A 26,986-nucleotide genomic window follows, 5' to 3' on the forward strand; every position below is an offset into this window, starting at 1 on the left:
GATAGAAGAAGGCGTGTGGCGCTATGCCCGCGCAACGCGTGCCCATGCCGTGGTCGATGCGGCAGATTACTTTGCCCTGATGCGTGATGCGATGCTGGCGGCGCGCCAGCGCATCCACTTGATCGGTTGGGATTTCGACACGCGCATCCTGATCGGCGACGGGCGGCGCTGGTGGAACCTGCCGCGCAAGCGCGTGGCGCCGGCGCGGCTGGGCGCCTTCGTGGTGTGGCTGGCCAACCGCCGCCGCGGGCTGGAAGTTCTGGTGCTGAAATGGAATTTCGGCGCGCTCAAGGCGCTCATGCGCGGGTCGATGGTGGTTGACCTGTTCCGCTGGTGGCGCCATCCGCGCATCGGCTACAAGCTGGACGCGGCCCATCCGATCGGCTGCAGCCATCACCAGAAGATCGCGGTGATTGACGATTGTTTTGCCGTGTGTGGCGGGATCGACATGGCCGGTGACCGCTGGGACACGCGCGACCATATCGATGACGATCCCCGCCGGCGGCGGCCCGGTGGCCAGCCCTATGGCCCATGGCACGATTGCACGATGCTGCTGGAAGGGCCGGTGGCGGCGGCGCTGGGCGAATTTGGCCGCACCCGCTGGCACCAGGCCGGTGGGCGCCATCTTGAGCCCTGCCGCCCCCAGGCGGAAAGCGCGTGGCCCAATGGCATCGTGGCGCAGTTCACCGATGTGGAAGTGGGCATTGCCCGCACGCGCTCACCCTATGCCAATATTGCCGAAGTGCGCGAAATCGAGGCGCTGTTCTGCCGCCAGATTGCCGCAGCAAAGCACTTCATCTATGCCGAAAACCAGTATTTCGCCTCGCGCCGCGTGGCCGAGGCGCTGGCCGCGCGGCTCGATGCGCCCGACGCGCCCGAAGTCGTGCTGGTGATGCCGCAAGAGTCGGACGGATGGTTGGAGCAGGCGGCGATGGACCTGGCCCGCATCCAGTTGTTCGAAGCGGTGAAATGCCACGATCCGCATGGGCGCTTTTCGATCTGGCATCCGTTCACCAAAGGGGGAACGCCGATCTATGTCCATGCCAAGCTGATGATCGTGGACGATCAGGTGCTGCGCATCGGCTCTGCCAACATGAACAACCGCTCGATGGGGTTGGACAGCGAATGCGACGTGTTCATCGATGCGGGCCGGCCGGGTAACGACCACGCCATGCCGGCAATCCGCGCCTTGCGCCATTCGCTGTTGGCAGAGCATTGCGGACTGGCCGAAGAGCAGGTAGCGGCGGCCTTGGCCGATGGCGGCAGCATGGCTGCGCTGGCGGCTGAGTCGGCCAAGGCGGGCGGGCGGCATCTGCGGCCGTTCGTGCCTCGGCCACTGACCGAGGCCGAACAGGCCCTGGCCGATTCCGAAGCGCTCGACCCCGAGCGCCCCGAGGAAATGCTGGCCTTCTACCAACGCGGGCGCCTGTGGCGTGGCGGGCTGGGCAGGAAGCTGGCAAAGTTGCGGCGCCGGCGCGGCAACGCGACACAGGATTGACGCACGGGCCGCGTTGTCCGGGCATTGAGGACGGGACCAGTATGACGAATTTGCCGGGCTGCGGCCATGATCATGGCGATGACGAAGATACCGCGCGCGGCAAGGTGCCGGTGCCGCCCCATGTGCAGCAGGCGATCCGCACCCTGATCGAATGGGCTGGTGACGATCCAGCGCGCGAAGGCCTGATCGATACGCCCAAGCGCGTGGCGCGGGCGTGGCTGGAATATTGTCAGGGCTATGCCGAAGATCCGGCAGTGCACCTCACGCGCACTTTTGCCGAGGTGGGCGGCTATGACGAGATCGTCGTGCTCAAGGACATTCCGTTCCAATCGCATTGCGAACACCACATGGCGCCGATCACCGGCAAGGCATCGATCGCCTATCTGCCGCAAAACCGCGTGGTGGGAATTTCCAAGCTGGCGCGCGTGTTGCACGGCTATGCCCAGCGGCTGCAGATCCAGGAACGGCTGACCGCCGAAGTCGCGCAATGCATCTGGGATCACCTCCACCCGCAAGGCGTGGCCGTGGTGATCGAGGCGCAGCATGGCTGCATGACCGGGCGCGGCGTGCGTACGCCGGGCGTGGGCATGGTGACGAGCCGGCTGCTGGGCTGCTTCCTGGCGGATTCGCGCAGCCGCAAGGAAGTGATGAGCTTGATGGGCTATTGATCGCCGGCAGCGCCGGCTGCCCCATCGCGGAGGCAGCCGGTGCGCCGGTATCAGCTCACAGCTTTTCGAGCACGTATTCCGCCGCGCTGACCTTGAAGTCGCCCGGCGCTTCGACGTGGAGCTGTTCGACCACGCCATCGTTGATCACGGCGGCAAAGCGCTGGCCGCGCAGGCCCAGGCCAAACCCGGTGCCGTCCATCGTCAGGCCCAGCGCCTTGGCGAAATCGCCATTGCCATCGGCCAGCATCGTCACCTCGGGCGAGCCGCTGGCTTCGCCCCAGGCCTTCATCACGAACGGATCGTTGACCGCGGTGCAGGCGATTTCATCGATGCCCTTGGCCTTGAGTTCGGCGGCCTTGTCGACATAGCCAGGCAGGTGGCGGGCCGAGCAGGTGGGGGTGAAAGCGCCCGGCACCGAAAAAAGGGCGACGCGCTTGCCCTTGAAGTATTCTGCCGACTGGACGGCTTCGGGGCCGTCCTTCGTGGCCTTGACCAGCTTCACATCGGGCAGGGTTTCGCCAACAGTGATCGTCATCCCCAAATTCCTTTCATTGTCACCCGCCACGAGGGAGCGGCGGCCGGGTGGGGATATAGGTGCAGGGCAGGGGCGTGCAACCGCCGCCCGCGGCAGGGCGTGGGGAAATTCGCGTTGCCGCGTGGCGGCAGGTGGCGGCACCAAGATTGCGGGTTGGCCAGCATCGGTAGGAATGCCGATATAAAGACTTCTTTATATTAACGTTGCCCTGTGCAGACGGAGCGGCTAAGAGCGGCCCATCAGCGGCCTGCCCCTGGCGGGTCTTTTTTGCGTTCAGACGCCCTTTTGTACGGAGATGCCTCGTGGCCAGCGCGCTCGAAGCGAACAAGGACTATGTCATCGCCGATCTCGGCCTGGCCGATTTCGGCCGCGCGGAAATCGCCATTGCCGAAACCGAAATGCCTGGCCTCATGGCACTGCGGCAGGAATTCGGCGCGTCGCAGCCCTTGAAGGGCGCGCGCATCACCGGCTCGCTGCACATGACGATCCAGACCGCCGTGCTGATCGAAACGCTGGTTGCCTTGGGCGCCGATGTGCGCTGGGCCACCTGCAACATCTATTCCACGCAGGACCATGCCGCCGCCGCGATCGCCGCAGCGGGCATTCCGGTGTTCGCCGTGAAGGGCGAAAGCCTGGCGGATTACTGGGACTATGTCGGCCGCATCTTCGACTGGGGCGATGACACTGCCAACCTGATCCTGGACGATGGCGGCGACGCCACCATGTTCGCGCTGTGGGGCGCGCGCGTGGAAGCGGGCGAAACCCTGTTCGAGCCCAGCAACGCCGAAGAAATCGAATTCTGCCGCGCGCTCAAGGCGTTCCTCAAGGCCAAGCCCGGCTACCTGACCGAGAGCGTCAAGGCCATCAAGGGCGTTTCGGAAGAAACCACCACCGGCGTTCACCGCCTTTACCAGATCGCCAAGGACGGCAAGCTGCCGTTCCCGGCGATCAACGTGAACGATTCGGTGACCAAGTCGAAGTTTGACAACCTCTATGGCTGCAAGGAATCGCTGGTTGACGCGATCCGCCGCGCCACTGACGTGATGCTGGCCGGCAAGGTTGCGTGCGTGGCCGGCTTTGGCGACGTGGGCAAGGGTTCGGCCGCTTCGCTGCGCAATGGCGGCGCCCGCGTGATGGTCACCGAAGTCGATCCGATCTGCGCGCTGCAGGCGGCGATGGAAGGCTATGAAGTGGTGACGATGGAAGAAGCCGTCACCCGCGCCGACATCTTCGTGACCGCCACCGGCAACGAAGACGTGATCACCGCCGAGCACATGAAGGCGATGAAGCCGATGAGCATCGTGTGCAACATCGGCCACTTCGACAGCGAAATCCAGATTTCGGCCCTGTCGAACTACAAGTGGACCGAAGTGAAGCCCGGCACCGACCTGGTCGAATTCCCGGACGGCAAGCAGATCATCATCCTCGCCAAGGGCCGCCTGGTGAATCTGGGCTGCGCCACCGGCCACCCCAGCTTCGTGATGAGCGCCAGCTTCACCAACCAGACGCTGGCCCAGATCGAACTGTTCACCAAGGCCGATCAGTACAAGAACGACGTCTATGTGCTGCCCAAGCACCTGGATGAAAAGGTCGCCGCGCTGCACCTCGAAAAGCTGGGCGTGAAGCTGACCAAGCTGAGCGACAAGCAGGCTAGCTATATCGGCGTGACCCCGCAGGGGCCGTTCAAGCCGGATCACTATCGCTATTGATCCCGGATACATGACCGGCTGCGTGTCGGGCATGGCTGCAAGCGCCCTGCATCCCTTGGGATGTGGGGCGTTTTGCTGCGCGGATACTTGCGCGGGATCGGGCGAATTTCGCGCGGGTTGCGGTTGTATTTCGCCCGCGTGCAGCCTAGCCAAGGGGTGATGCTGTCCCATTCGCCTGCCGCTGTTGCCGTGACCGTTGCCGTGGCGCTGCTGCTGGCAGGCTGGACGCTGGCGGCGGGATGGGCCGTGCTGGCCGCGCGGGCGCGCATGCGCCGCGCCGAACATGCCGAGCGGCTGGCCCGCAAGCTGACCCGCATGGTGGATGAAGCGCCGGCCCTGCCGCTGCTGGTGCGCGCCGATGGGCGGATCGAGGGCGCCTCGCGCCTGGCCGGCTGGATGGGCCTTGATGCCATGCCGGGCTATCTGACCGAGCTTGATAGCGGCGAAGGGCGCGGGCTCGACGCCGAAAGCCTGGCGGCGCTGGCCGATGCGGTGCGCCACACGCAAAAAACCGGTGCGCCACTCGCGCTTTCGCTGGTGCCACGCGGCGGGGTAACGGCCCTGGCGGTGCGCGGCAGCCTGGCCGATCCGCAGATCGCGCCGGGCGATGCGGCCTTGCTGTGGTTTTTCGACGCGACCGACAGCGTAGCCGAAATCCGCGCCCTGCGTGCCGAGGCAGAGCAGGCCCATGCCGATTTTTCCGGGCTGGCCGGCCTGATCGAAGCCGCGCCCCTGCCGATGTGGTTTCGCGATGCGGCGATGCGCCTGCGCCTGGTCAACACCGCCTATGTGCGGGCGGTGGGCGCGGCGAGCGCGGCAGCCGTGGTGGAACAGGGTATCGAACTGGTCGAGCCGGTCGACGGCCTGAGCGCGGCGCACATTGCCGCCGATGTCTTTGCCCAGCGCCGCCCGGCCGAGCGCGTGGTTTCCGCCACGGTGAATGGCCAGCGCCGCACCATGCGCGTCAGCGACCTGCCGATCGCTGGCGAAGGCGTGGCCGGCTATGCCGTCGATATCGAGCAGATGGAGGAATTGACCCGCCAGTTTCGCCGCTTCCGCGATGCCCAGCGGCAGATGCTCGATACGCTGTCGGCCGCGATTGCGCAGTTTGACGCTGGCCGCAACCTGGTCTTTGCCAACCAGCCGTTCCTGCGCATCTTTGGCATCAGCCCGAGTTGGGTCAACGATACGCCGCCATTCGATCGCGTGCTCGATCGTCTGCGCGACGGCGGCAAGCTGCCCGAAGTGCGCGATTTTCCGCAATGGCGGCGCGAGCGGCAGGCCTGGTTCCTGGCGCGCGAACCGCGCGAGGAGCCTTGGCACCTGCACGATGGCACGCATCTGCGCGTGGTGGGCCAGCCGATGCCCGATGGCGGCCTGCTGCTGATCTTTGAAGACCAGACCGAGCAGCTGCAGCTTTCCGCCACGCGCGACACATTGCTGCGCACCCGCACCGCCACGTTCGACAACCTGTTTGAATCGCTCGCCGTGTTCGGGCCAGACAGCCGCCTGCAGCTGTGGAACCGGCGCTTTATCCAGGATTGGCGACTGGACGAGGAATTCCTCGGCAGCCATCCGCGCGCCGACTTGCTGCTCACGCGGCTGGCTGGCCTGCTTAAGCGCCCGGCGCAAGTGGGCATGATCGGCCAGGTGATCCAGGCCGCCACGCTGGAGCGCAAGCAGACCAGCGGCCGGCTGTCACTGGCCGATGGGCGCCATCTGGAATTTGCCGGCGTGCCGCTGCCCGATGGCAATGGCCTGCTGACGGTGCTCGACATCACGGATTCGCAAAAGGCTGAGGCCGCGCTGCGCGAACGCAATGCCGCGTTGACCGAGGCGGACGCGGTCAAGACGCGGTTCATCGCCAACATGAGCTATGAATTCCGCAACCCCCTGAACTCTATCGGCGGCTTTGCTGAAATGCTGCAAAGCGGGCTGGCCGGGGAATTGACGCCGCAGGCGCGCGATTATGTCGCAGCGATCCTCTCGTCGGTGGAGCGGCTGGGCGAGCAGATCGAGAACGTGCTCGACCTGTCGCAGAGCGAGGCGGGCATGCTGCCGTTGGCGCGGGATGCGGTGGATGTGTTCCCCTTGCTGGCCGACGTGGTGCGCGAGCGCGCCGAGCGGATCAACGCGGCCGGCTTGGCGCTCGATCTGCGCGGCAACCAGGCCGTGGGCAAGGTAACCGGAGACGCGCGCCGGTTGCGCCGTGTGTTTGGCCAGTTGATCGACAATGCCATTGCTGCAACCCCGGCGGGTGGCCGCATCCTGGTGGAATGCACGCGCGGCGCGCGCGATCTGCGCGTGGTGATTTCCGACAATGGCCGCGGCATGGATGCAGCGGCGCTGGCCCGCGCGATGGAGGGCTTGAAGCTCGCCGCAGATGGCCGCACGGCCGAGCGGCGCCAGGGGCTGGGCCTGCCTCTGGTGCGCCAGTTGATCGATGCGCATGGCGGCCGCTTCGAACTGGTTTCCGAACCGGGCGAGGGCACCAGTGCCATCGTGACGCTGCCGTGATGGCAAGCGCCGTGAAGGGCCCCGGATCAAGTCCGGGGCAACGGGAATATGATAGACATACTTCCCTGGTTACCGTCACCCCGGACTTGATCCGGGGTCCCGCTTCTCTCTAGCGCGATGCCCCATGACCACGATCCCGCTTCCCGATATCGCCGCCACCCAAGCCCTTGCCACCCGTATCGCGGCAAAGCTGCGGCCCGGAGACGTGCTGGCGCTGGAAGGCACACTGGGCGTGGGCAAGACCACGCTGGCGCGCGAATTGCTGCGCGCGCTGGGCTATGCCGGCGATGTGCCGTCGCCCAGCTTTACCATCATCGAAACCTATGATCCGCCGCAGGTGCACCTGCCAGTGGTCCATGCCGATTTCTATCGCCTGGAACACCCGGCAGAGGCCGAGGAGATCGGGCTTGATGACTATCGCCATGGGGCGGTGCTGATCGCCGAATGGCCTGATCATGCCGGCGGTTTCGGGCATGAGCCCGATTGCCTCACGCTGCGTCTGGAAATCGCGGAAAACGGGCGGCAGGCCATTGTCTTGGCCGGCAAGGGGTGGTTAGAGCGGCTGCCATGACCAGCACTCTTCCTGCCGGAATCGATGCTTTCCTCGCCCGCGCGGGCTGGACGGGCGCAAGAATCGAACCCTTGCCGGGCGACGCCTCTTTCCGCCGCTATTTCCGCGTGCGCCGGGGCGAGCAGAGCGCGATGCTGATGCATGCGCCGCCGCCGCAGGAAGACCCGCAGCCGTTCCTGCGCGCCGCGCGCTGGCTTGATGGCAATGGCCTGCGCGCGCCGGAAATCCTGGCCGAGGAAGCCGCCCAAGGCTGGGTCTTGCTCGAAGACTTTGGCGACACGCGCATGCGCGAATATGTCGATGCCTGGCCACAGGACGAAGATACCGTCTATCGCGCCGCGATCGATACGCTGGTGCAACTGGCGCAACTGCCGGCCGGGCCGTTCACCGCCTATGGCATGGCCGAATACATGCGCGAGGTGCGGCTGTTCATCGAATGGTTCTGCCCGGCGCGGGCGATCTATGTCGATGTGGCAGGGTTCCAGGCGGCATGGGAACAGGTGCTGGCCCCGTTGCTGCCGGCGCAGCGCCCGGGCGTGACCGTGCTGCGCGATTATCACGCCGAGAATATCATGCTGCTGGGCGGGCTGGATCAGCAAGGCCTGCTCGATTTCCAGGACGCGCTGGCCGGGCACCCGGCCTATGATCTGGTATCGCTGTTGCAGGATGCGCGGCGCACCGTTTCGCCCGAGCTAGAGGCACGCATGCTGGACTATTACCTGGCCAAGGCGCAGCCGCAGGGTGATTTCCTGGCCGACTATGCCCGCCTGGGGGCGCAGCGCAACACCAAGATCGTGGGCATTTTCGTGCGGTTGTGGAAGCGCGATGGCAAGCCGCGTTATCTCGATTACATTCCCCGCGTCTGGGCCATGCTGGAACGCGACCTGGCCCATCCCGCGCTGGCCCCGGTGGCGGCGTGGTTCGATGCCAATATCCCGGCAGAGCTGCGCGATCCGGCCGGGCGCCTGGGTGGGAGCTTTGCCGAATGAGCCGCGATCCGCGCAAGCCGCTGGTGTCTGACACCGCGATGGTGCTGGCCGCCGGCATCGGCAAGCGAATGCGGCCGCTGACCGTCACCCGGCCCAAGCCGCTGGTGCGCGTGGCGGGCAAGCCGCTGATCGACCATGCGCTCGACAAGCTGGCCGAAGCCGGCGTGACCCGCGCCGTGGTCAATGTGCACTACCTGGCCGACCAGCTCGAAGCCCATGTCTTGGCGCGTGACGTGCCCAAGGTCATGGTGTCTGACGAGCGCGAGACGCTGCTGGAAACCGGCGGCGGGCTGGTCAAGGCGCTGCCGCTGATCGACCGTGACACGTTCTTCTGTCTCAACAGCGACAACATCTGGCTCGATGGGCCGCGCAATGCCTTTGCTGCGCTCGGCGATTTCTGGGACGAGGAGCGGATGGACGCGCTGCTGCTGCTGGTCAGCCATGCGCAGGCGTTCAACTATACCGGAATGGGCGATTTCCATATCGACCAGATGGGCCTGGTTTCGCGACGCAAGCCGGGGCGGGTGGCGCCCTATATTTTCACCGGCATCCAGATCGTGTCGCGCCGGCTGTTGCGCGATGCGCCGCAGGGCAGCTTTTCCACCGGGCGCCTGTGGGACCGGGCGATTGCCGAAGGGCGGCTCTATGGCCTGCCGCACACTGGGCTGTGGTATGAAGTGGGCGCGCCGGAAATGATTGCCCCCACCCAAGCCGCACTGACGCAATACTGATGGCGGGCGCCGCCCGGCCCAGCGTCTATACCATTGCCGCGCACCGGGGATTTGCCGATGCGCTGGTCGCCGGGCTGATCCCGCGCTATCGCGAAGACACGTTTGGCCTGGCCCGGCTGACGCTGCTGTTGCCCAGCCAGCGCGCCGTGCGCAACCTGACCGAGGCCTTCATTCGCGCGTCTGGCGGCGGGCTGTTGCTGCCACGCATGGCGGTGGTGGGCGATCTCGATCTCGACGAGACGCTCGGCGCGCTGCTCGATCCCCTTGGCGGCGGAACCGTGGCACCACCGGCCTGCGATCCGGTGGTGCGCCTGCTGCGCCTGGCGGAGATCCTGCGCGAGGAACTGGCCGCGCTGGGCATCGTGCGGGGCGAGGCAGGCTTGCTGCGCCAGGCGCGGAGCCTCGCCCAGTCGCTCGATCGGCTGGCCGCCGAAGAGGTCAGTCCCGAACAGTTGCTGACGATCGACATGCTGCCCGAACTGGCCGAACACTGGCAGGACAGCCTGCGCCTGTTCGCGCGGGTGCAGGTGCGCTGGCAGTTCGAACTGGATGCGCGCGGGCAAGTGGATGCGCCGGTGCGGCGCAACCTGCTGCTGACCCATGCGGCGCAGGCGTGGCGCGCCGCTCCGCCGTTCCATGCGGTGATCGCCGCCGGGGTCACCTCTGCCGCGCCGGCGATCGCCCGCCTGCTGCGTACCGTGGCCGATCTGCCGCAGGGCGCGGTGGTGCTGCCCGATCTTGACTTGGCCTTGGAGCCAGAGGTTTGGGACGCGCTGGGCCAGGCCGGCGCCAGCGAGGAACCGGGCGGGCCGCCGTTTGGCCGCGGCGACCAGGTCACCCATCCGCAATACCACCTGAAACTGCTGCTGCATCGCATGGGCCTGTCGCGCGACGATGTGCGCAACTGGCACCGCGCCGGCATCGCTGCGGCCCCGCCCGCACGCAGCCGCGCCATTTCCAACCTGTTCCTGCCGCCCGAGGCGAGCACGGCCTGGGTGAAACTGGCGGCGGCCGAACGGCGCCTGGCCGGTGTGCGCCTGATGCACAGCGCCCATCCCGAGGAAGAGGCGCAGGCGATTGCCGTGCTGGTGCGCGAGGCGCTGGCCGTGCCCGAACGGCGCGTGGCGGTGGTTACCCCTGATCGCGGCCTGGCGCAGCGGGTGATCGCCCATCTGGGCCGCTGGAACATTGCCGCCGATGACACCGCCGGCCGGCCATTGCCGCAGACGGTGGCCGGGCGCCTGCTGCTGCAACTGGCGCAGGCCTGGGCAGAACGCGCCGCGCCGGTGGGCTTGCTGGCGCTGCTCGGCCACCCGCTGGTCATGGCCGGGGAAGGCCGCGCGGCTTGGCTGGAGCGGGTGCGGCAACTGGACATGGTGCTGCGCGGGCCGCGCCCCGGGCCGGGGCTGGAGCCGATCCGCGATGCCATTCGCGATCCCGATCGCAAGTGGGACAAGCGCTTTCCCGGCCTTGCCGCGTGGTGGGACGGGGTGGAAATGCTGCTTGCGCCGCTGCTGGCCGGCCATGCCGCGCTGCCGCTGGGCGCCAGCATCGACCTGTTGGCCGAGATGGCCGAGGCGCTGTGTGGCCCGGCGCTCTGGGCCAATGCCGATGGGCGGTGCCTGGCGCAGTTTGTCGAACAGTGGCGCGATGCGGCGGCGCAGGCCGGCGGCCTACCGGTCGATCCGGCCGAAGTGCCGGCGCTGCTGCGCGATGCGATGGACGAGATTTCGGTGCGCCCGCCCTATGGCGGCCATCCGCGCCTGGCGATCTATGGCCTGCTCGAAGCGCGGATGAGCCGCGCCGACCTGGTGATCTGCGCGGGCATGACCGAAGGGTCGTGGCCCGCATCGCCCGCGCCCGATCCGCTGCTGGCACCGCCGGTGCTGCGCGCGCTGGGCATTCCCGGCGCCGATTTCCGCATCGGCTTGGCGGCGCACGATCTGGCCGCGATGCTGGGCGCGCCTGAGGTGGTGCTGAGCTTTGCCGAGCGCGACGCAGGTGGCCCGGCGATCCCGTCGCGCTTCCTGCTGCGCATCCGCGCCATGCTGGGCGAAGATGGCGTGGCGTGGGAACGCGACGCGGTCGACCTGGCCAAGGCGCTGGACGCCGCGCCCCAGGCCGCCGCCTATCCGCGCCCGCGCCCCATGCCATCGCCGCAGCAACGCCGCGTCGATATTGCCGTGACCGCGCTCGACCGCCTGCGGTCAGACCCCTATCAGTTCTATGCCTCGGCCATTCTTGGCCTCAGGAGCCTGGACCCGCGCGATGCCGATCCCACCCCGGCCTGGCGCGGCACAGCGGTGCACGCCATTCTCGAAGAGTGGCACCAGGCCGGGGCTCCGCCGGGCGAATTGGTGCCGCTGGCCGAGCGCAAGCTGGCGGAAATGAGCGCGCACCCGTTCATGCGCAGCCTGTGGCGCCCGCGCCTGACTGCTGCGCTGGCCTGGATCGAGGACGAGCAGGAAAGCCTGCTGGCCGATGGGCGCCGCGTGGCCGCGTTCGAATGCTGGGGCGATACGCAGGTCAACGGCATCCGCATCTTTGGCCGCGCCGACCGTATCGACCTGCTGCCCGATGGCACCTTGGCGATCGTCGACTACAAGACCGGCACGCCGCCATCGGGGCGGATGGTGCAGGAAGGCTTTGCCCTGCAACTGGGGCTCGTCGGCCTGATCGCCCAGGCTGGCGGCTTCAAGGACAAGGACGGCCGCGTGACCGTGGAGGGCGAGCCGACCCGCTTTGAATACTGGTCGCTGGCGCGCAACCGCGAGCGCGGCTTTGGCTATCGTGAAGAGCCGATCCTGGAAGGTCGGCGCAAATCGGGCATCCCGCGCGAGGATTTCCTGCCCAAAACCCGCCGCTTTCTGGACGAGGCGATTGCCCGGTGGATTCTGGGCAACGAGCCGTTCGTCGCGCGGCTCAATCCCGATTTGCCCAGCTATGCCGATTATGACCAACTCATGCGGCTGGAAGAGTGGCAGGGGCGCGGCGGGGGCGAGAGCGCATGAGCAAGGTCTATCCCCTCAAGGGCAACCAGGCGCGCGCGGTGGCGCCGCATCGCACGGTGTGGTTGTCCGCTTCGGCCGGCACGGGCAAGACCCAGGTGCTTTCGGCGCGCGTGCTGCGGCTTTTGCTGCAAGACGGGGTGGAGCCGGAAAATATCCTGTGCCTGACCTTTACCAAGGCGGGGGCGGCGGAAATGGCCACCCGCGTCAACGATGTCCTGGCGCGCTGGGTGCGGCTGGATGATCTGGCGCTGTTCCAGGAACTGGAGGCGATCGGCGCAGACGCACGCCCGGAAACCCTGGCGCGGGCGCGCAGCCGCTTTGCCGCCGTGCTCGATTGCCCGGGCGGCGGCCTGCGGATCGAGACGATCCACGCGTTTTCGCAGTGGCTGCTGTCGGCCTTTCCGGTGGAATCGGGCCTGTTGCCCGGCACCCGCGCGATGGAAGACCGCGATCGCGAACTGCTGGTGCGCGAAGTGCTGGCGCAGATGTTGGTGGAGGCAGAGGAAGCGGGTGACGAGGGCCTGCTCGATGCGCTGGCCCATCTGGCGCTGCGCATGGACCAGGGCAGCGTCATCGGCTTTCTGCTGCGCTGTGCCAAGGCGATAGACCTGTGGCAGGAACCGGGCGCGTGGCGGCCGCCGCTGCGCCCGCGCATCAACCAGATGCTGGGCCTGGCGGCAGACGAGGATGGCAGCGGCGTGGCTGCGCTCTGTGCCGACGATGCGTTTGACGTAGCCTCGGTGCGGTGCTGCATGGCCGCCAATGCGGCTTGGGGCACGCCGACTGGCGCGACGGCTGCAAACATAATGGGCGATTGGCTCGCCGCCGATCCGCAGGCGCGCCTCGCGGGGATCGACGATTTTGCCAAGCTGTTCCTGACGACCAAGGGCGAGGCGAAATCTGCCCGCAACCTGGATAAGCACGAGCCGGCCTATGCCGATTACCAGGCGCGGGTTATCGCCGGGATTACGGCGCTGCGCGATCGCCTCGCGCTGGTCAATCTGGCGGCGCTGCTCGATCCCGCGCTCACCGTGGGGCGGCGCTTTGCCCTGGCGTGGGAGGCGGCGAAGGCGCGCGAAGGCTTCATCGATTTCGACGACCAGATCCGCACCGCCGCCGCGCTGTTGACCGAACGCACCACGGCCGACTGGATTCGCTACAAGCTCGATCGCCGGTTTGATCACGTGCTGGTGGACGAGGCGCAGGATACCAACGAGGCGCAGTGGCGCATCGTGCTCGATGGCCTGGTGCAGGATTTCTTTTCCGGCCAGGGACAAAGCCAGCGAGACCCGCGCACGCTGTTCGTGGTGGGCGATTACAAGCAGGCGATCTTCCGTTTCCAGGGCACGAGCCCGGAAAACTTTGCCAAGGCGCGCGAGCGGGTGCGGCGCGAACTGGCTGGCCTGGCCGAGGCGATGGACGAGCCCGAGCGCGCGCTGCTCTCGCTCGGCCTGGGGCAATCCTATCGCACGGCGATGCCGATCCTGGCGTTTGTCGATCGCGCGATTGCCGCCATCGGCCCTGATCGCTTTGGCCTGCCCGAAGCGCCCGAACCCCATGTCGGGGATGTGCGGCCGGGCCTGGTTCGGCTGTGGCGGCCGGTGGGCGAGGGCGCCGGCGACGAGGAAGACCTGCCCGAAGCGGGCGAGGAGGGCGGCGAAAACTGGCTCTCGCGCCCCGATCGCGATCTGGCCGACCGGTTGGCGCGGCAGGTGCGGCAATGGCTCGATACCGGATTCCCGCTGCACAAGGGCACCCCGCGCAATGCCCGTGCCGGCGACGTGATGATCCTGGTGCGCAAGCGCAAGGACTTGGCCGGGCTGATCGTGGCACGCCTGCATGCGCGCGGCGTACCGGTGGCTGGGGTGGACCGGCTGCGGCTGGGCGCGCCGCTGGCGGTGAAGGATCTGATGGCCGCGCTGCGGTTCTGCGCGCAGCCGCTCGATGATCTTAACCTCGCCAACCTGCTGGTGTCGCCGCTGATCGCGTGGAGCCAGGAAGACCTGCTCGAGCGCGGCTATCGCAAGGATGGCGTGCGGCTGTGGACGCATCTGGCGCACAGCCGCGATCCCGCGACCGTGCAGACGGTGGAGCAATTGCTCGACCTGTTGCGCCGCGCCGATTTCGAACCGCCAGCGCAACTGCTGCACTGGCTGCTGGTGGGGCCGTGGCGGGCACGCTTCAAGCTGGTGGCGCGGCTGGGGCGTGAGGCCAACGATCCGATCGACGAACTGCTCAACGCCGCAATGGCCTATGCCACGGGCCAGGTGCCCAGCCTGGTCGGTTTTGTGCAATGGTTCGACAGCGGCGATGGCGAATTGAAGCGCGAGGCGGGGCAGGCCGCCGATCTGGTGCGGGTAATGACCGTGCACGGATCAAAGGGGCTGCAGGCGCCGATCGTGATTCTGGCCGATGCCGCCGATGATCCCGATGCGGCCCTGGCGCGGGGCAGCGAGCTGGTGGAGCACGGGCCGGGCCAGCGCCCGCGCAGCGTGCCGCTGCCCGCGTTGCGCAAGGAAGAAAAGGCCCCGCCGATCCGCGCCGCAGAAGAGCAGGCTGCACGGGAAGAGCGCGCGGAACATTGGCGCCTGCTCTATGTCGCGCTGACCCGTGCCGAAGAGGCTCTGTTTATCGCTGGCGCCTGGCCACCCTCGCGCAAGGAACTGCCCGCCGATAGTTGGTATGCCCAGCTTGCGCCCTTGTTCGGCGAGGACGAGGCGTGGGAGCCGGATGCCATCTGGGACGGCGCGCGCAGCATCGGCATACCCGGTCCGCCGGTGGTGGAAGCGCCGCGTACGGTGGAAAACCTGGGGCTGCCGCTGCTGCCGCCCTGGCTTACCACCCCGATCGGCCCCGAACCGCGCCCACCGCGCCCGCTGGCGCCATCGGCGCTGGGCGAGGACGAGGCACCCGATCCGCCCACGCGGCCCGGGCCCGGCGCGCTGTTGGCGGCGCGGCGCGGTACCTTGATCCACAGGCTGATCGAGCGGCTGCCTGCGGTGGCAGCGCCCGAGCGGGCCGAAGCGGCGCTGGCCTGGCTGGCGCGGCAGGGCGCGGAATTTGACGCTGATGCCCATGCCGACATGCTGCGTGCCGCGCTTGCCGTGCTCGATCATCCCGATTGGCAGGCGGTATTCGGCCCCGGATCGCTGGCCGAAGTGCCGCTGGCCGCCGTGGTCGAAGGCCGCGTGGTATCGGGCACGATTGATCGCCTGCTCATCGCACCCGATCGCGTGCTGATCGTGGATTTCAAGACGGCGCGGCGTCCGCCGGCCAGCCTGGCGGATGTTCCGGCGGCCTATCTGCGGCAGATGGCGGCCTATGCCGCCGCGCTGGCCACGATCCATCCCGATCGCGTGGTGGAGGCGGCGCTGCTCTATACCCACGCCCCGCAACTGATCGCTATTCCCGCCGAGGTCCTGGCGCGGCACCGCCCTATGGCCGCGACATAGCTTTTGCAGGGGCGCCCCCAACAAACCTTTCGCGCATCCCGGTTGCCAAGCGCGCGGCAAATCCTAGATACCATTCCAACTGATCAACGGAGTTTCTTTCATGTCCACCAAAGCCGTCACCGACGCCAGCTTTTCCACCGAAGTCCTTCAGTCCGATAAGCCCGTGCTGGTGGATTTCTGGGCCGACTGGTGCGGCCCGTGCAAGATGATCGCCCCGGCGCTGGAAGAAATCGCCGAGGAACTGGCTGACAAGGTGACCATCGCCAAGGTGGACATCATGGAAAACACCACCATCGCCAGCGATTTCGGCGTGCAGTCGATCCCGCTGCTGATCCTGTTCAAGGATGGCAAGCCGGTGGCGCAAAAGCTGGGCGCCGCGCCCAAGAGCCAGCTCAAGGGTTGGCTGGAAAGCGTTCTGTAAGGGTTACAGGACAGCCCCTCCGTCAGGCCTGCGGCCTGCCACCTCCCCACGGTGTGGGGAGGATCTTCTTTATCCTCCCTGCCGAAGGCGGGGAGGGGGACCACCCGCAGTGCGGGTGGTGGAGGGGCAATTACAAACCCGCCAGCCGTTCCGCCATGGCATCGAACAGCGCCGGCGTGCTGGCGGCAATCAGGCCCTTTTCGCCTAATTGATCGACGCGATAGGGCCGCCCATCGGGCCGCGCGGCCTTGCCGCCGGCTTCGTTGACGAACAAGACCCCGGCGGCATGGTCCCAGGCCAGGGTGCGCTCGAAAATCGAGACATCATTCACCCCCAGCACCAGGCGCGGATATTGTTCTGCCGCGCAGCGTGGGATGTCCACGACGCTGTAATGCGGCAGGATATGCTGGCGCATCGCCTCGCGCTGGGCCGCGTCCATGAATACCGTGGAAATCGCCGCGACCGGCGGAATCTGGCTGGTGGGCGTGGCGCGCACCGTCTCGCCATTCACAAATGCGCCCCGACCCATTTGCGCGGTGCATAGCCGGCCTGATGGCACATCGTGAATCCATCCCGCCACGCACTGCCCATGCTCGGCCAGCGCGATCAGCACGCCAAACGGCGGTTTGCCCGCAGCGAAATTGTTGGTGCCATCGAGCGGATCGATGATCCAGCACAGCCCATCGCCCAGCCGTTCCATCAGCGCCGGATCGGCATGGGCGGCTTCCTCGCCCACGATAGTGGCCTGGGGCAGGATCGCGGCCAGCCCCTCGCTCAGCAGCCGTTCCGCGTGGGTATCGGCCACGGTGACCACGTCGTTGACGGCCTTGTTGATCACGTCAGCCTCTGAAAGCTGGCGATAGCGCGGGGCGATGGCTTCCTGCGCCACGCGGGCGATCAGCGCGCCGACGACGGCGTCGATCTCGGGCGTCCAGCTCATGTGAACGGCACCGCGGCAATGGCCTGGAAGCCGGGACGGGTACGCAGCCGTTCCATCCACGCCTCCACATGGGGCAGGGCCGGCCGTTCAATCGGCAGGCTGAACCAGGTGTGGGCATAGGTGCCCATGGGGATATCGGCCACGCCAAAGCTGTCGCCCGACAGGAACGGCTGGCGCGTCAGTTGCGCGTCGACCATCGCCATCAGCGCGGCGCAGGCGGTGGCAGACTTGGCCACCACCGGATCGCTGCCATCCTTGCCGCCGCGCACACAGCCCAGGAATGCGTCGCGCTGCGCATCGGCATAGAGGAACTGCCAGTCCATCCACTGGTCGCCCTGCGCGCGGATTGCCGGATCGGTCGGCCACAGCTGCGGCGCATGGGCGGCGAACAGATAGCGCAGGATCGCGTTCGATTCCCATACCGCCACGCTGCCGTCCTCGATCATCGGCACCAGGCGGTTGGGATTCTTTGCCAGGTATTCAGGCGTATAGCCAAAGCTACCACCCATATCCCGCCGCTCGAAATCCAGGCCGCATTCGTACGCGCCCCAGACCACCTTTTTCACGTTGTGCGAATTGATCCGCCCCCAGATGATCAGCATGGCAGCTCAGCTCCGGTAATCGGCGTTGATCGAGATGTAGCCGTGCGTCAGGTCGCAGGTCCACACCGTGGCGCGGCCCTGGCCGAGGCCCAGGTCGACCTCGATCGAAATTTCGCGGCCCTTGAGGTGCGCAGCCACCGGCGCTTCATCGTAATCGGCCAGTGGCTGCCCATCCTTGGCCGCCCAGGTGCCGCCAAAGCCGATCGACAGGCGATCGCGGTCGGCCGGCTCGCCGGCCTTGCCCACGGCCATGACGACGCGGCCCCAGTTGGCGTCTTCGCCGGCGATGGCGGTTTTTACCAGCGGGGAATTGGCAATCGCCAGCCCAACACGGCGCGCGCTTTCGTCGGAAACAGCGCCGGAAACGGCCACGGCAATGAACTTCTGCGCGCCTTCGCCATCCTTGACCACCAGATGCGCCAGTTCGCGGCACACCTGTTCCAGCGCGGCGGCAAAGGCTTCACCGCCTACGTCGTCCCGGCTGGTAAGCGGGGCGTTGCCCGCCTTGCCGGTGGCAAAGGCCATGACCGTGTCGCTGGTGGAGGTGTCGCTATCGACCGTGATGCACGAAAACGTGCGCTGGTTCGCGGCCGACAGGCATTCCTGCAGGAAGGCTGGCGACACCGCAGCGTCGGTGAAGATATAGCCCAGCATCGTTGCCATGTCGGGCGCGATCATGCCCGAACCCTTGATGATCGCCGAGAGCGTAACCGTGGTGTCACCCACGATCGCGGTGGCCGTGGCGCCCTTGGCAAAGGTGTCGGTCGTGCCGATGGTGTTGGCCGCCTCTTCCCAGGTGCAGGGCAGGGCCAGCAGCGCCGCTTCGATCCCGGCGCGGGCCTTGTCCTTGGGCAGCGGCACGCCGATCACGCCGGTGGACGAGACGAACACTGCCTCGCGCGCGCAGCCCAGGTGGGTGGCGACCTGGTCCATGATCGCTTCCACCGCCTCGCGCCCGCGATAGCCGGTAAAGGCGTTGGAATTGCCGGCATTGACCACCAGCGCGCGCGCGGCGCCTTGTGCTACATTCTGCCGCCCCAGCTCCACTTCCGAGGAACAGCACACATTGCGGGTGAACACACCGGCCACGGCCGTGCCTTCGTCCAGCTCCACATAGGTGAGGTCACAGCGTCCCCAATCCTTGTACCCGGCACGGGCCACGCGCGGGGTCACGCCGGCAATCGCGGGCAGGGCGGGGAAGGGCGAGGCGAGCGGGGAAACGGCGTCTGACATGGCCGCGTTCCCTAGCGATTCGATTTCCCGCCGTCCATGGCTGAGCCGGCCGCGGCACGCCGCTGGGCAGACAATTGACGCAAGAATGTGGCACCGGCATCACTTTGCCGTGAAACGGGGAAACAGACACATGCAGCATGCGATGCGCCACGCGGTCTTGATCGGCTTGGGAGTAATGCTCTGCGCGCCGGGTGCGGCGATGGCGCGCCCGCGATCGCGCCCGCCGGTCGAAACACCGGCCAAGCCCAATGGCGATGCCGGGCAATGGGTTTTGCCTGACGATTATCCTCCTGCGGCGCTGCGCAACAACGATACCGGCACGACCGGCTTCCGCTTGACTTATGACGAAACGGGCAAGGTGACCGATTGCGAGGTGACGGCAAGCAGCGGCTATGCCGATCTCGATGCCACCACCTGCCGGGTGTTACTGTTGCGGGCCAGCTTCATACCCGGCACCCGCAATGGCAAGCCGGTGGCGAGCGCCTATACCAGTTCGGTGCGGTGGAGCATTCCCGACACCGACGACGACGGCGAAGATGCCGACACGCCGCCGACGCTGCCGACCGCGTACAAGGGCCAACTGGTCTATACCATTGCCGCCGATGGCACGGTGGCGCGGTGCGAGGCGGTGGAAAACGATGGCAAACGACACGAGGTGGCAGCTGGCTCCGGCCTGGTCGCCTGTCCGGCTGGCAAGACATTCCCCATTCCGCGCGATGCTGGCGGAAAGCCCGTGGCGCGGCGCGTGACCACCACGTTTTCCGTTGCGGTCGACGATGTGCCATGAACCGCGCCATCCCGGTTGACGCGCCCGCGTTCGCGCATCATCACGGTGGCTACAACGCATCAGGGACAGGGAACGGGGCAATGGCGCGGAAACTGACGGCGACGAGCCTGGCCATCGGTTTGCTGATCGGGATGCCGGCGCTGGCGCAAGACTCGACCCCGGGGCGGCCTGTCACCAATCCCGGGACATGGATCTCGGCGGCGGATTATCCGGCCAGCGCACTGCGCAATGCCGAACAGGGCGCAGTCCACTTTGCGCTGACCTATGACACCACCGGCATGCCCACTACGTGCGAAGTGACGGTAAGCAGCGGTTCGTCGCAGCTGGATGATACCACGTGCCGGATACTGATGGCACGGGCGCGGTTCGTGCCCGGCACCAAGCATGGCAAGCCGGTGGGCGATACCTTTCGCAGTTCCATCAACTGGCGCCTGCCCGGTGGGGGAGGCGGCAACGGCCTCAATGTTGTTCCGGCGCCCACCAAGCAGCAAATGGCGTTCGTGGTTGGTGCCGACGGCAAGGTGTTGCGCTGCGAGGCGTCTGAAAATGGCGGTGGATGGCATGAGGTCGCGCCGGGGACCGGCCTGATTTCCTGCCCCGTGGGCAAGCGGTTTGCCCCGGCAAAGGACACGACCGGCCGAACCGTTGCCAAGCGGGTGACGGTAACCTTTACCATCGCCGTGGACGATGCGTCCTGAGCGTGCGTTCCAGCGCTTGGGTTGAATCAAAATCTGCCGATTGCGCTTTACGCGCGGCGAGCCGTTCCCTATCTCCCATCGCAATGCGCTTTTTGCTTGTCCTGTTTGCCCTGCTCAGCGGCCTGTCGCTGCCCGAGGTGGCCAATGCCACCACGCGCACCGAAGTGGCGGGCGCCGAGCATGCCGGGCTGGCAGTGGCCCCGGTGGCCGCGCATTGCGTGGTCCAGGCGGCGCGGGTGCGCGCTGCGCGCCCGGTTTTCGACGTGGCGCAGCAGGCCGTGCCGGCGATGTTTGCGCCGTTCGCGCTGGCCAGCACCGCCACCTATCGCAGCGACCGCGCGCGCGAATAAGCCGCGCTGCTGCCCCGTTGCGGGCACCAATCCCTGACTTTCGCGTTGCCGGCCCGATGCGCGCCCGAATTTTATCACGGCCCGCGCCCGGCACTTGCCATACCCATTCGCATAACAGGAAACACCGCCATGCTCGGCGCCCTTGCCAAGTCCATTTTCGGTTCGTCCAACGATCGCTACGTCAAGTCGCTCGACAAGCAGGTGAAAAAGATCGCCGCTTTCGAGCCGGAAGTGCAGGCGATGAGCGATGAGCAGCTTGCCGCGCAGACGGTGAAGTTCCGCGCTGCCCTCGAAGCGGGCGCCAGCCTCGATGACCTGCTGCCCGAAGCCTTTGCCACGGTGCGCGAAGCGGCCGTGCGCACCATGGGCATGCGCCACTTTGACGTGCAGATGATCGGCGGCATGGTGCTGCACCGTGGCGAAATCGCCGAAATGCGCACCGGCGAAGGCAAGACCCTGGTGGCGACGCTGGCGGTCTATCTCAATGCGCTGGAAGGCAAGGGTGTTCACGTCGTGACCGTGAACGACTACCTCGCCAAGCGCGACGCCGAGACGATGGGCGTGCTTTACAAGTTCCTTGGCCTGACGGTGGGCGTGATCGTGCCCAACCTCAACGAGTATGAGCGGCGCGAGGCCTATGAGGCCGACATCACCTATGCCACCAACAACGAGTTGGGCTTCGACTACCTGCGCGACAACATGAAGCACGAACGCTCGCAGATGGTGCAGCGGCCGTTCAACTATGCGATCGTCGACGAAGTGGACTCGATCCTCATCGACGAGGCGCGCACCCCGCTGATCATTTCCGGCCCCACCGACGACAAGAGCGACCTCTATATCTCGGTCGATGCGGTGGTGAAGCAGATCGATCCGTCGCTCTATGAAGCCGATGAAAAGACCAAGAGCATCACCCTGACCGAAGACGGCGTGGAATGGGTGGAGCGCGCGCTGGAGGCAGATGGCCTGCTGGTTGGCTCCAACCTCTATGACGTCGAAAACACCATGGTGGTGCACCACCTCGACCAGGCGCTGAAAGCCAATGTCATGTTCAAGCGTGACATCGACTACATCGTCAAGGACGACAAGGTCATCATCATCGACGAGTTCACCGGCCGCATGATGGATGGCCGGCGCTGGTCCAATGGCCTGCACCAGGCGGTGGAGGCCAAGGAAGGCGTCAAGATCGAGCCTGAAAACCAGACCATGGCCTCGATCACCTTCCAGAACTACTTCCGCATGTATCCCAAGCTTTCGGGCATGACCGGGACGGCCGCGACCGAGGCGACCGAGTTCTTCGAAATCTACAAGATGAATGTCGTCACCATTCCCACCAACGTGCCGGTGCAGCGCGTGGACGAGGAAGACGAGTTCTACAAGAACACGCTCGACAAGTTTGCCGCGATCGCCAAGCTGATCCGCGAGAAGAACGAGATCGGCCAGCCGGTGCTGGTCGGCACCGTGTCGATCGAGAAGTCGGAACTGCTGAGCGAGTTCCTCAACCGCGAAGGCGTCAAGCACGCGGTGCTCAATGCCCGTTTCCACGAAATGGAAGCGCACATCGTGGCCCAGGCCGGCCGCCTTGGCGCGGTGACCATCGCCACCAACATGGCCGGGCGCGGCACCGACATCAAGCTGGGCGGCAACCTTGAATTCCGCATGGAGGACGAGCTGCGCGACGTGCCCGAAGGGCCGGAGCGCGATGCCGCGATCGCGCGCATGGCGGCCGAGATCGACGCGGAAAAGGCCAAGGTGCTGGAAGCCGGCGGCCTTTGCGTGATCGGCACCGAGCGGCACGAAAGCCGCCGCATCGACAACCAGCTGCGTGGCCGTTCGGGCCGCCAGGGTGACCCGGGCCTGTCGAAGTTCTACCTGTGCCTGGAAGACGATCTGCTGCGCATCTTCGGGCCCGACACGCTGTTTGCCCGCATGATGAATTCCAACCTTGCCGATGGCGAGGCGATCGGCTCGAAGTGGCTGTCCAAGGCGATCGAGACCGCGCAGAAGAAGGTGGAAGCGCGCAACTACGATATCCGCAAGCAGGTTGTCGAATACGACGACGTGATGAACGACCAGCGCAAGGTGATCTACGAGCAGCGCGCCGACATCATGGATGCCGATGCGGTGGACGATGTTGTGGTGGATATGCGCCACGACACGATCAATGCCATGGTTGGTGATGCCTGCCCGCCGGGTTCTTATCCCGAACAGTGGAATATCGCCGGCCTCAAGGAACGCGTGGCCGACGTACTGGGCATGACGCCGCCGCTCGATGACTGGCTGGAAGAAGACGCGGTGGAAGCCGAGCTGATCAGCGAGCGCCTGATCGCGCTGGCCGATGCGCACATGGCGGCCAAGCTCGACACGGTGGACCGTGCATCGTGGGGCAACCTGGAAAAGTCGATCCTGCTCGAACGCCTGGATCACCACTGGAAGGAACACCTCGCCACGCTCGACGCGCTGCGCCAGGTGGTGTTCCTGCGCGCCTATGCGCAGAAGACGCCGATCAATGAATACAAGCAGGAAGCCTTTGGCCTGTTTGAAAAGATGCTCGACGCGATCCGCGAGGACGTGACGCGCATTCTGATGATCAGCGAAATCCGCATGCAGCCGATGGAAGACTTCCAGCTGCCCGAACTGCCCGATTTCCTCACCAGCCACATCGATCCGTTCACCGGTGAAAACGATGCCGTGCCGCAGGTGCCTGGCGCTGCTGCCATGCTCGGCGCGCTCGGTGGCGGCCAGGCGACGGGCGCTGCTGTGGCGGCGGGCGAAGATCCCTATGCCGGCCAGGGCATCAGCCGCAACGCGCCTTGCCCGTGCGGCTCGGGCCAGAAGTACAAGCACTGCCACGGCCTGGCGGCCTGAGCCTGCTGCTGATCGCAACTTTTCAACCCCGGCTGGCGCAGGCTGGCCGGGGTTTTCCATTCCGAAAAATCCGAAGGAACCGATTGTGGACAAGACCATCAAGCTGACGCTGAGCGAAGATGAAGGCGAAATGATCGTCGACGCGCTCGAGGTGGACCTGGAAGGCTATCTCGAATCCGCCAAGGAAGCGCGCGGCAACAACAACCGCGCCGATGTGGAAACCTTCACCGAAGCGGCCGATCGCATCGCCAAGCTGATCGCCAAGATCCGCGCCAAGCTGGATTGAGGCACAAAAAAGCCCCCTCTTCTTTAGAGGAGGGGGTTGGGGGTGGTGGAAACCACCCCTGAAATTTGCTGTTGACCAGCGGATTTAGCTGAAAATTCGAATGGTGCAGGCGCGCGTTTGCGTATGGCCTTGCACCACCCCCAAACCCCCTCCTCTGAAGAGAAGGGGGCTTTTCTCTACCTAGCTCACCACAGCTTGGCGCGCTTTTCGGGCGGGATGTACATGGTGTTGCCCGGCTTGACGCCAAAGGCCTGATACCACGCTTCGATATTGGGCAGCGGCCCGAGGATGCGGAAGCGCGCGGGGCTGTGCGGGTCGGTGGTGACCTGGTTGCGCAGCGAATCCACGCGCTGGTTGGCGCGCCAGGCCTGGGCAAACGAGAGGAAGAAGCGCTGGTCGCCGGTCAGCCCGTCGATCACTGGCGCGGGCTTGCCGTTCAGTGACTTGTGATAAGCATCGAGCGCCACCTGCAGGCCGGCAAGATCGGCGATATTTTCGCCCATCGTCAGCTTGGGATTGATGAAGGCGCCCGGCGCCGCTTCAAAGCGGGCATATTCATCGCCAAAGACCTTGGCTTCCGCCTCGAAACGCTCGGCATCCTGGGGCGTCCACCAGTCGGATATGGCGCCCTTGGCGTCGATCTTGCGGCCCTGATCGTCAAAGCTGTGGCTGATTTCGTGGCCGATGATCGCGCCCGTGGCGCCATAGTTGACGGCATCATCGGCGCGCGGATCGAACAATGGCGGCTGGAGAATGCCGGCGGGGAACACGATCTGCAGCTTGGCGCCGCCGTTGTAGGCGTTCACCGTCTGCGGGTTCATGCCCCACTTCTTGCGGTTCACCGGCTTGCCCAGGTCTTCCATCGCATAGTCGGCATTGAAGCGCGCGGCGCGGGTAACGTTGCCGTAGAGATCGTCAGGCTTGATCACCAGCGCCGAATAATCGCGCCACTTGTCGGGATAGCCGACCATCACGTCGATCCGCGCCAGCTTGGCAAGCGCAGCGTCCTTGGTCGGCGCGCTCATCCACGGATTGGCGGCAATGCGCTTTTCAAAGGCGGCGCGCAGGTTGGCGACCAGTTCCTGCATCCGCGCCTTGGACGATGGCGGGAAATAGCGCGCGACATAGGCCTGGCCGGCCGCTTCGCCCAGCTGGCTGTTGACCAGATCGAGCCCGCGCTTCCACCGTGGCTTGAGCTGGCCCACCCCGGTGAGCGTGCGGGTAAAGGCAAAGCGGCTGTCGACCATCGCCTTGGTCAGATAGGGCGAAGCCTGGTCGGCCACGTGGAACGCCTGCCACAGCTTGAGCGTGTCGAGCGGGGTGTTGGCATAGAGTGCCGCCAGATCGCGGATCGCGGTGTTCTCGCGCACGATCATGCGGCTTTGCGGGGCGATGTGCGCGCCTTCGAAGAAGGCCGTCCAGTCGATCCCGGGCGCATAGGCGGCAAATTCGGCCGATGACATTGGGTTATTGGTAGCGCTGCGATCGCGGCGGCGGGCAATATCCCAGCTGCGCGTGGCGATCTCGGTTTCAAAGGCCATGATCTTTGCGGCCGCTGCTGCCGGATCGGCCACGCCCAGCGTCTGCAGCGTGCGCGTGATATAGGCGACATAGGCCTCGCGCTGCGGCGCGAAAGCGGGCTTGAGGTAATAATCGCGTTCGGGCAGGCCCAAACCGCCCTGGCCCAGCGACAGGACATTAAGGCCTGCATCAGCAGTATCGGGCCCCACGCCATAATCGACCAGGCTGATGCCAAAGTTTCCTTCGGTTCCGCCCATGGCGCGGGCAAAGGCGGTCTTGTCGGCAATCGCCATGACCTTGGCGACATCGGCCCGAAGCGGGGCAAGGCCGCGTTGCTCGACCGCCGCCTCGTTCATGAAGCTGGCATAGAGCGCGCCGACCTGGCTGGTGGCGGGCATGGCGGCGACCAGATCCTTCATCTGCGCCTGCACCTGCTCGTCGATCAGGGCAAGCGTGCCGATGTTGGGCCGGTCTTCGGGAATGGGCGTGCGCGCCTTCCACTTGCCGTTGGCGTAAGTATCGAAATCATCGCCCGGCTTGACCGAAAGATCGCGCCCGGAAAGATCGACACCCCAGCCGCCGATCGGCCCGCTCTGCGCGCCGGAGGCAGTGGGCTTGTGCTTTGCGGAAGATGCCGGAGAGGCCAGGGCCGGCTGCACCGCCACGGCCAATGCCGTCGATGCCAAGACCATCATGCGAAGTTTCACAGTTGCATTCATCCTTGTTGACCCCTCAACGGCGCGCAACCTAGACGAAGGCGGTTTCATCTGAAAGAGTTTGATGCAGGTGATGCCATTGATAAAAAGGGCATGTCTGTGCGTTTTTTGTCGCCAATCGTGTCATTTGCAGTTGTCAGCGGCGGCGCAGCAGCACCTCCACGCTTTCTTCGATGCTGGCCTGGTCGGTGTCGCAACCGCTTTCCTGTTCCAGCGCGGTGCGGATATCGGAAATCTTGCTGTCAGACAGATGCTCAATCCCGATGAAATCGCCCCGCGCGCCTTCCAGGGCGCGGATCAGCTCGTCCAGCTTGGCCTGCATCGCCGCAGCATCGCGGTTTTGCGCGTTCTGGATGACGAAGACCATCAGAAACGTGACGATGGTGGTGCCGGTGTTGATCACCAGCTGCCAAGTGTCTGACCAGGCGAAGATCGGGCCCGACACGGCCCAGACGACGATGATCAGCGTGGCCAGCGCGAAACTCGCCGGTTGCCCCGCCAAGGCCGAAACGCGATTGGCAAATGCGGTGAAAATCCGGTCCATGGCCGCGGTTCTTTCTGGTTTGATTGCTGGACTGTTTCCCAAAACCAGCGGGCGGGCCGCGTGGTTCCCGAAAGGGCAGGGAACCGTTGGGGGCACCCTGGCTTGGCCGTGCCCAAGAATTGCTTTGCCGCTTTCATCCCACGCCATTGCTTGACGGTACAAAGTCTATCAAATAAATAGAGATCAAGACGCAGCGGCCTGGCCCAATGCTGCGCCGGCCGCAATGGGCCGTCACGGGCCCGCGGCTTTTGATCGGGAAGCAGCTTGCTCCGCGTTACCAACGGCTAAAGCGCGCGAACGCTGGGGCGACATCGCCAGGCTTCGTGTTCCCCGCTGTTTCAG

The 26,986-nt window shown here is 66.0% G+C and carries 21 protein-coding genes; 15 read left to right on the plus strand and 6 right to left on the minus strand.

Annotated features, from left to right (window positions below; translation table 11 throughout):
• Window positions 1–13 precede the first annotated feature (13 nt).
• The gene (locus tag ABIC78_RS05460) at window positions 14–1,498 is read left to right on the plus strand and encodes a phospholipase D-like domain-containing protein (protein WP_354488173.1); all 1,485 of its coding nucleotides are present in this window, start codon (window positions 14–16) and stop codon (window positions 1,496–1,498) included.
• 41 nt (window positions 1,499–1,539) lie between these two features.
• On the plus strand, window positions 1,540–2,166 hold the full coding sequence (gene folE / locus ABIC78_RS05465) for a GTP cyclohydrolase I FolE (protein ID WP_054131001.1): 627 nt from the start codon (window positions 1,540–1,542) through the stop codon (window positions 2,164–2,166).
• 55 nt (window positions 2,167–2,221) lie between these two features.
• On the opposite strand, the gene ABIC78_RS05470 is transcribed toward folE, so the two are convergent.
• Window positions 2,222–2,701: a peroxiredoxin gene (locus tag ABIC78_RS05470; protein WP_054131002.1), complete on the minus strand. Its 480-nt coding sequence runs from the start codon at window positions 2,699–2,701 to the stop codon at window positions 2,222–2,224.
• A gap of 302 nt (window positions 2,702–3,003) precedes the next feature.
• Here ABIC78_RS05470 and ahcY point away from each other — a divergent pair, with 302 nt between their 5' ends.
• The 8 genes from ahcY to trxA all read left to right on the plus strand — a co-directional run bounded on the left by ahcY (window position 3,004) and on the right by trxA (window position 16,102).
• On the plus strand, window positions 3,004–4,410 hold the full coding sequence (gene ahcY, locus ABIC78_RS05475; RefSeq protein WP_022675552.1) for an adenosylhomocysteinase: 1,407 nt from the start codon (window positions 3,004–3,006) through the stop codon (window positions 4,408–4,410).
• 159 nt (window positions 4,411–4,569) lie between these two features.
• Window positions 4,570–6,927 (plus strand): sensor histidine kinase, encoded by a 2,358-nt coding sequence (locus ABIC78_RS05480; protein WP_354488176.1) that lies wholly within the window; start codon window positions 4,570–4,572, stop codon window positions 6,925–6,927.
• A 124-nt stretch (window positions 6,928–7,051) separates the two neighbouring features.
• Entirely contained in the window at window positions 7,052–7,498 is a 447-nt protein-coding gene (tsaE, locus tag ABIC78_RS05485; protein WP_054131004.1) for a tRNA (adenosine(37)-N6)-threonylcarbamoyltransferase complex ATPase subunit type 1 TsaE, read from the plus strand.
• Window positions 7,495–8,487, plus strand: coding sequence for an aminoglycoside phosphotransferase family protein (locus ABIC78_RS05490; RefSeq protein ID WP_354488178.1), 993 nt, complete (start codon window positions 7,495–7,497; stop codon window positions 8,485–8,487). Before tsaE ends, ABIC78_RS05490 begins: the two co-directional genes overlap by 4 nt.
• Entirely contained in the window at window positions 8,484–9,218 is a 735-nt protein-coding gene (locus tag ABIC78_RS05495) for a nucleotidyltransferase family protein (RefSeq protein WP_022674763.1), read from the plus strand. Before ABIC78_RS05490 ends, ABIC78_RS05495 begins: the two co-directional genes overlap by 4 nt.
• Window positions 9,218–12,229: a double-strand break repair protein AddB gene (addB, locus tag ABIC78_RS05500; protein WP_354488181.1), complete on the plus strand. Its 3,012-nt coding sequence runs from the start codon at window positions 9,218–9,220 to the stop codon at window positions 12,227–12,229. The genes ABIC78_RS05495 and addB overlap by 1 nt, the downstream gene beginning before the upstream one ends.
• On the plus strand, window positions 12,226–15,681 hold the full coding sequence (gene addA / locus ABIC78_RS05505; protein WP_354488183.1) for a double-strand break repair helicase AddA: 3,456 nt from the start codon (window positions 12,226–12,228) through the stop codon (window positions 15,679–15,681). Before addB ends, addA begins: the two co-directional genes overlap by 4 nt.
• A 100-nt stretch (window positions 15,682–15,781) precedes the next feature.
• Window positions 15,782–16,102, plus strand: a complete 321-nt coding sequence (trxA, locus tag ABIC78_RS05510; protein WP_022674879.1) for a thioredoxin — start codon at window positions 15,782–15,784, stop codon at window positions 16,100–16,102.
• 130 nt (window positions 16,103–16,232) lie between these two features.
• Here trxA and ABIC78_RS05515 read toward each other — a convergent pair whose 3' ends face one another.
• From ABIC78_RS05515 to argJ, 3 genes are read right to left on the minus strand one after another with little or no spacing between them, the layout of a single operon-like run.
• Window positions 16,233–17,042, minus strand: coding sequence for an inositol monophosphatase family protein (locus ABIC78_RS05515; protein WP_354488185.1), 810 nt, complete (start codon window positions 17,040–17,042; stop codon window positions 16,233–16,235).
• A complete protein-coding gene (locus ABIC78_RS05520; RefSeq protein WP_354488187.1) occupies window positions 17,039–17,644 on the minus strand; it encodes a glutathione S-transferase family protein in 606 nt (201 codons plus the stop codon). Before ABIC78_RS05520 ends, ABIC78_RS05515 begins: the two co-directional genes overlap by 4 nt.
• A 6-nt stretch (window positions 17,645–17,650) precedes the next feature.
• Window positions 17,651–18,877: a bifunctional glutamate N-acetyltransferase/amino-acid acetyltransferase ArgJ gene (gene argJ / locus ABIC78_RS05525; protein ID WP_354488189.1), complete on the minus strand. Its 1,227-nt coding sequence runs from the start codon at window positions 18,875–18,877 to the stop codon at window positions 17,651–17,653.
• 130 nt (window positions 18,878–19,007) lie between these two features.
• Here argJ and ABIC78_RS05530 point away from each other — a divergent pair, with 130 nt between their 5' ends.
• From ABIC78_RS05530 to ABIC78_RS05550, 5 genes are all read left to right on the plus strand, one after another.
• Window positions 19,008–19,664: an energy transducer TonB gene (locus ABIC78_RS05530; RefSeq protein ID WP_169047989.1), complete on the plus strand. Its 657-nt coding sequence runs from the start codon at window positions 19,008–19,010 to the stop codon at window positions 19,662–19,664.
• 80 nt (window positions 19,665–19,744) lie between these two features.
• On the plus strand, window positions 19,745–20,362 hold the full coding sequence (locus tag ABIC78_RS05535; RefSeq protein ID WP_158441924.1) for an energy transducer TonB: 618 nt from the start codon (window positions 19,745–19,747) through the stop codon (window positions 20,360–20,362).
• An 83-nt stretch (window positions 20,363–20,445) separates the two neighbouring features.
• On the plus strand, window positions 20,446–20,712 hold the full coding sequence (locus ABIC78_RS05540; protein WP_022674885.1) for a hypothetical protein: 267 nt from the start codon (window positions 20,446–20,448) through the stop codon (window positions 20,710–20,712).
• A gap of 129 nt (window positions 20,713–20,841) precedes the next feature.
• The gene (gene secA / locus ABIC78_RS05545) at window positions 20,842–23,577 is read left to right on the plus strand and encodes a preprotein translocase subunit SecA (protein ID WP_062782476.1); all 2,736 of its coding nucleotides are present in this window, start codon (window positions 20,842–20,844) and stop codon (window positions 23,575–23,577) included.
• Window positions 23,578–23,662: 85 nt separating this feature from the next.
• Window positions 23,663–23,863 (plus strand): hypothetical protein, encoded by a 201-nt coding sequence (locus tag ABIC78_RS05550; protein ID WP_022674887.1) that lies wholly within the window; start codon window positions 23,663–23,665, stop codon window positions 23,861–23,863.
• 185 nt (window positions 23,864–24,048) lie between these two features.
• Here ABIC78_RS05550 and ABIC78_RS05555 read toward each other — a convergent pair whose 3' ends face one another.
• Together ABIC78_RS05555 and ABIC78_RS05560 are read right to left on the minus strand one after the other, a co-directional pair.
• Window positions 24,049–26,091 carry a M13 family metallopeptidase gene (locus ABIC78_RS05555; RefSeq protein ID WP_354488193.1) on the minus strand — a complete coding sequence of 681 codons (2,043 nt, stop codon included), beginning with the start codon at window positions 26,089–26,091 and terminating at the stop codon, window positions 24,049–24,051.
• Between the two features lie 145 nt (window positions 26,092–26,236).
• Window positions 26,237–26,644 carry a low affinity iron permease family protein gene (locus tag ABIC78_RS05560; protein ID WP_168351195.1) on the minus strand — a complete coding sequence of 136 codons (408 nt, stop codon included), beginning with the start codon at window positions 26,642–26,644 and terminating at the stop codon, window positions 26,237–26,239.
• Between the last annotated feature and the right edge of the window lie 342 nt (window positions 26,645–26,986).

This window comes from Novosphingobium sp. 1529 (assembly GCF_040544855.1).
In the GTDB taxonomy this organism is placed as follows: domain Bacteria; phylum Pseudomonadota; class Alphaproteobacteria; order Sphingomonadales; family Sphingomonadaceae; genus Novosphingobium; species Novosphingobium capsulatum.

Excerpts from the sequence above, each read along its gene's own strand:
- folE (WP_054131001.1), top strand. The coding sequence starts at position 1,540 with ATGACGAATTTGCCGGGCTGCGGCCATGATCATGGCGATGACGAAGAT.
- ABIC78_RS05470 (WP_054131002.1), bottom strand. The coding sequence starts at position 2,701 with ATGACGATCACTGTTGGCGAAACCCTGCCCGATGTGAAGCTGGTCAAG.
- ABIC78_RS05480 (WP_354488176.1), top strand. The coding sequence starts at position 4,570 with ATGCTGTCCCATTCGCCTGCCGCTGTTGCCGTGACCGTTGCCGTGGCG.
- tsaE (WP_054131004.1), top strand. The coding sequence starts at position 7,052 with ATGACCACGATCCCGCTTCCCGATATCGCCGCCACCCAAGCCCTTGCC.
- ABIC78_RS05490 (WP_354488178.1), top strand. The coding sequence starts at position 7,495 with ATGACCAGCACTCTTCCTGCCGGAATCGATGCTTTCCTCGCCCGCGCG.
- ABIC78_RS05495 (WP_022674763.1), top strand. The coding sequence starts at position 8,484 with ATGAGCCGCGATCCGCGCAAGCCGCTGGTGTCTGACACCGCGATGGTG.
- addB (WP_354488181.1), top strand. The coding sequence starts at position 9,218 with ATGGCGGGCGCCGCCCGGCCCAGCGTCTATACCATTGCCGCGCACCGG.
- addA (WP_354488183.1), top strand. The coding sequence starts at position 12,226 with ATGAGCAAGGTCTATCCCCTCAAGGGCAACCAGGCGCGCGCGGTGGCG.
- trxA (WP_022674879.1), top strand. The coding sequence starts at position 15,782 with ATGTCCACCAAAGCCGTCACCGACGCCAGCTTTTCCACCGAAGTCCTT.
- ABIC78_RS05515 (WP_354488185.1), bottom strand. The coding sequence starts at position 17,042 with ATGAGCTGGACGCCCGAGATCGACGCCGTCGTCGGCGCGCTGATCGCC.
- ABIC78_RS05520 (WP_354488187.1), bottom strand. The coding sequence starts at position 17,644 with ATGCTGATCATCTGGGGGCGGATCAATTCGCACAACGTGAAAAAGGTG.
- argJ (WP_354488189.1), bottom strand. The coding sequence starts at position 18,877 with ATGTCAGACGCCGTTTCCCCGCTCGCCTCGCCCTTCCCCGCCCTGCCC.
- ABIC78_RS05530 (WP_169047989.1), top strand. The coding sequence starts at position 19,008 with ATGCAGCATGCGATGCGCCACGCGGTCTTGATCGGCTTGGGAGTAATG.
- ABIC78_RS05535 (WP_158441924.1), top strand. The coding sequence starts at position 19,745 with ATGGCGCGGAAACTGACGGCGACGAGCCTGGCCATCGGTTTGCTGATC.
- ABIC78_RS05540 (WP_022674885.1), top strand. The coding sequence starts at position 20,446 with ATGCGCTTTTTGCTTGTCCTGTTTGCCCTGCTCAGCGGCCTGTCGCTG.
- secA (WP_062782476.1), top strand. The coding sequence starts at position 20,842 with ATGCTCGGCGCCCTTGCCAAGTCCATTTTCGGTTCGTCCAACGATCGC.
- ABIC78_RS05560 (WP_168351195.1), bottom strand. The coding sequence starts at position 26,644 with ATGGACCGGATTTTCACCGCATTTGCCAATCGCGTTTCGGCCTTGGCG.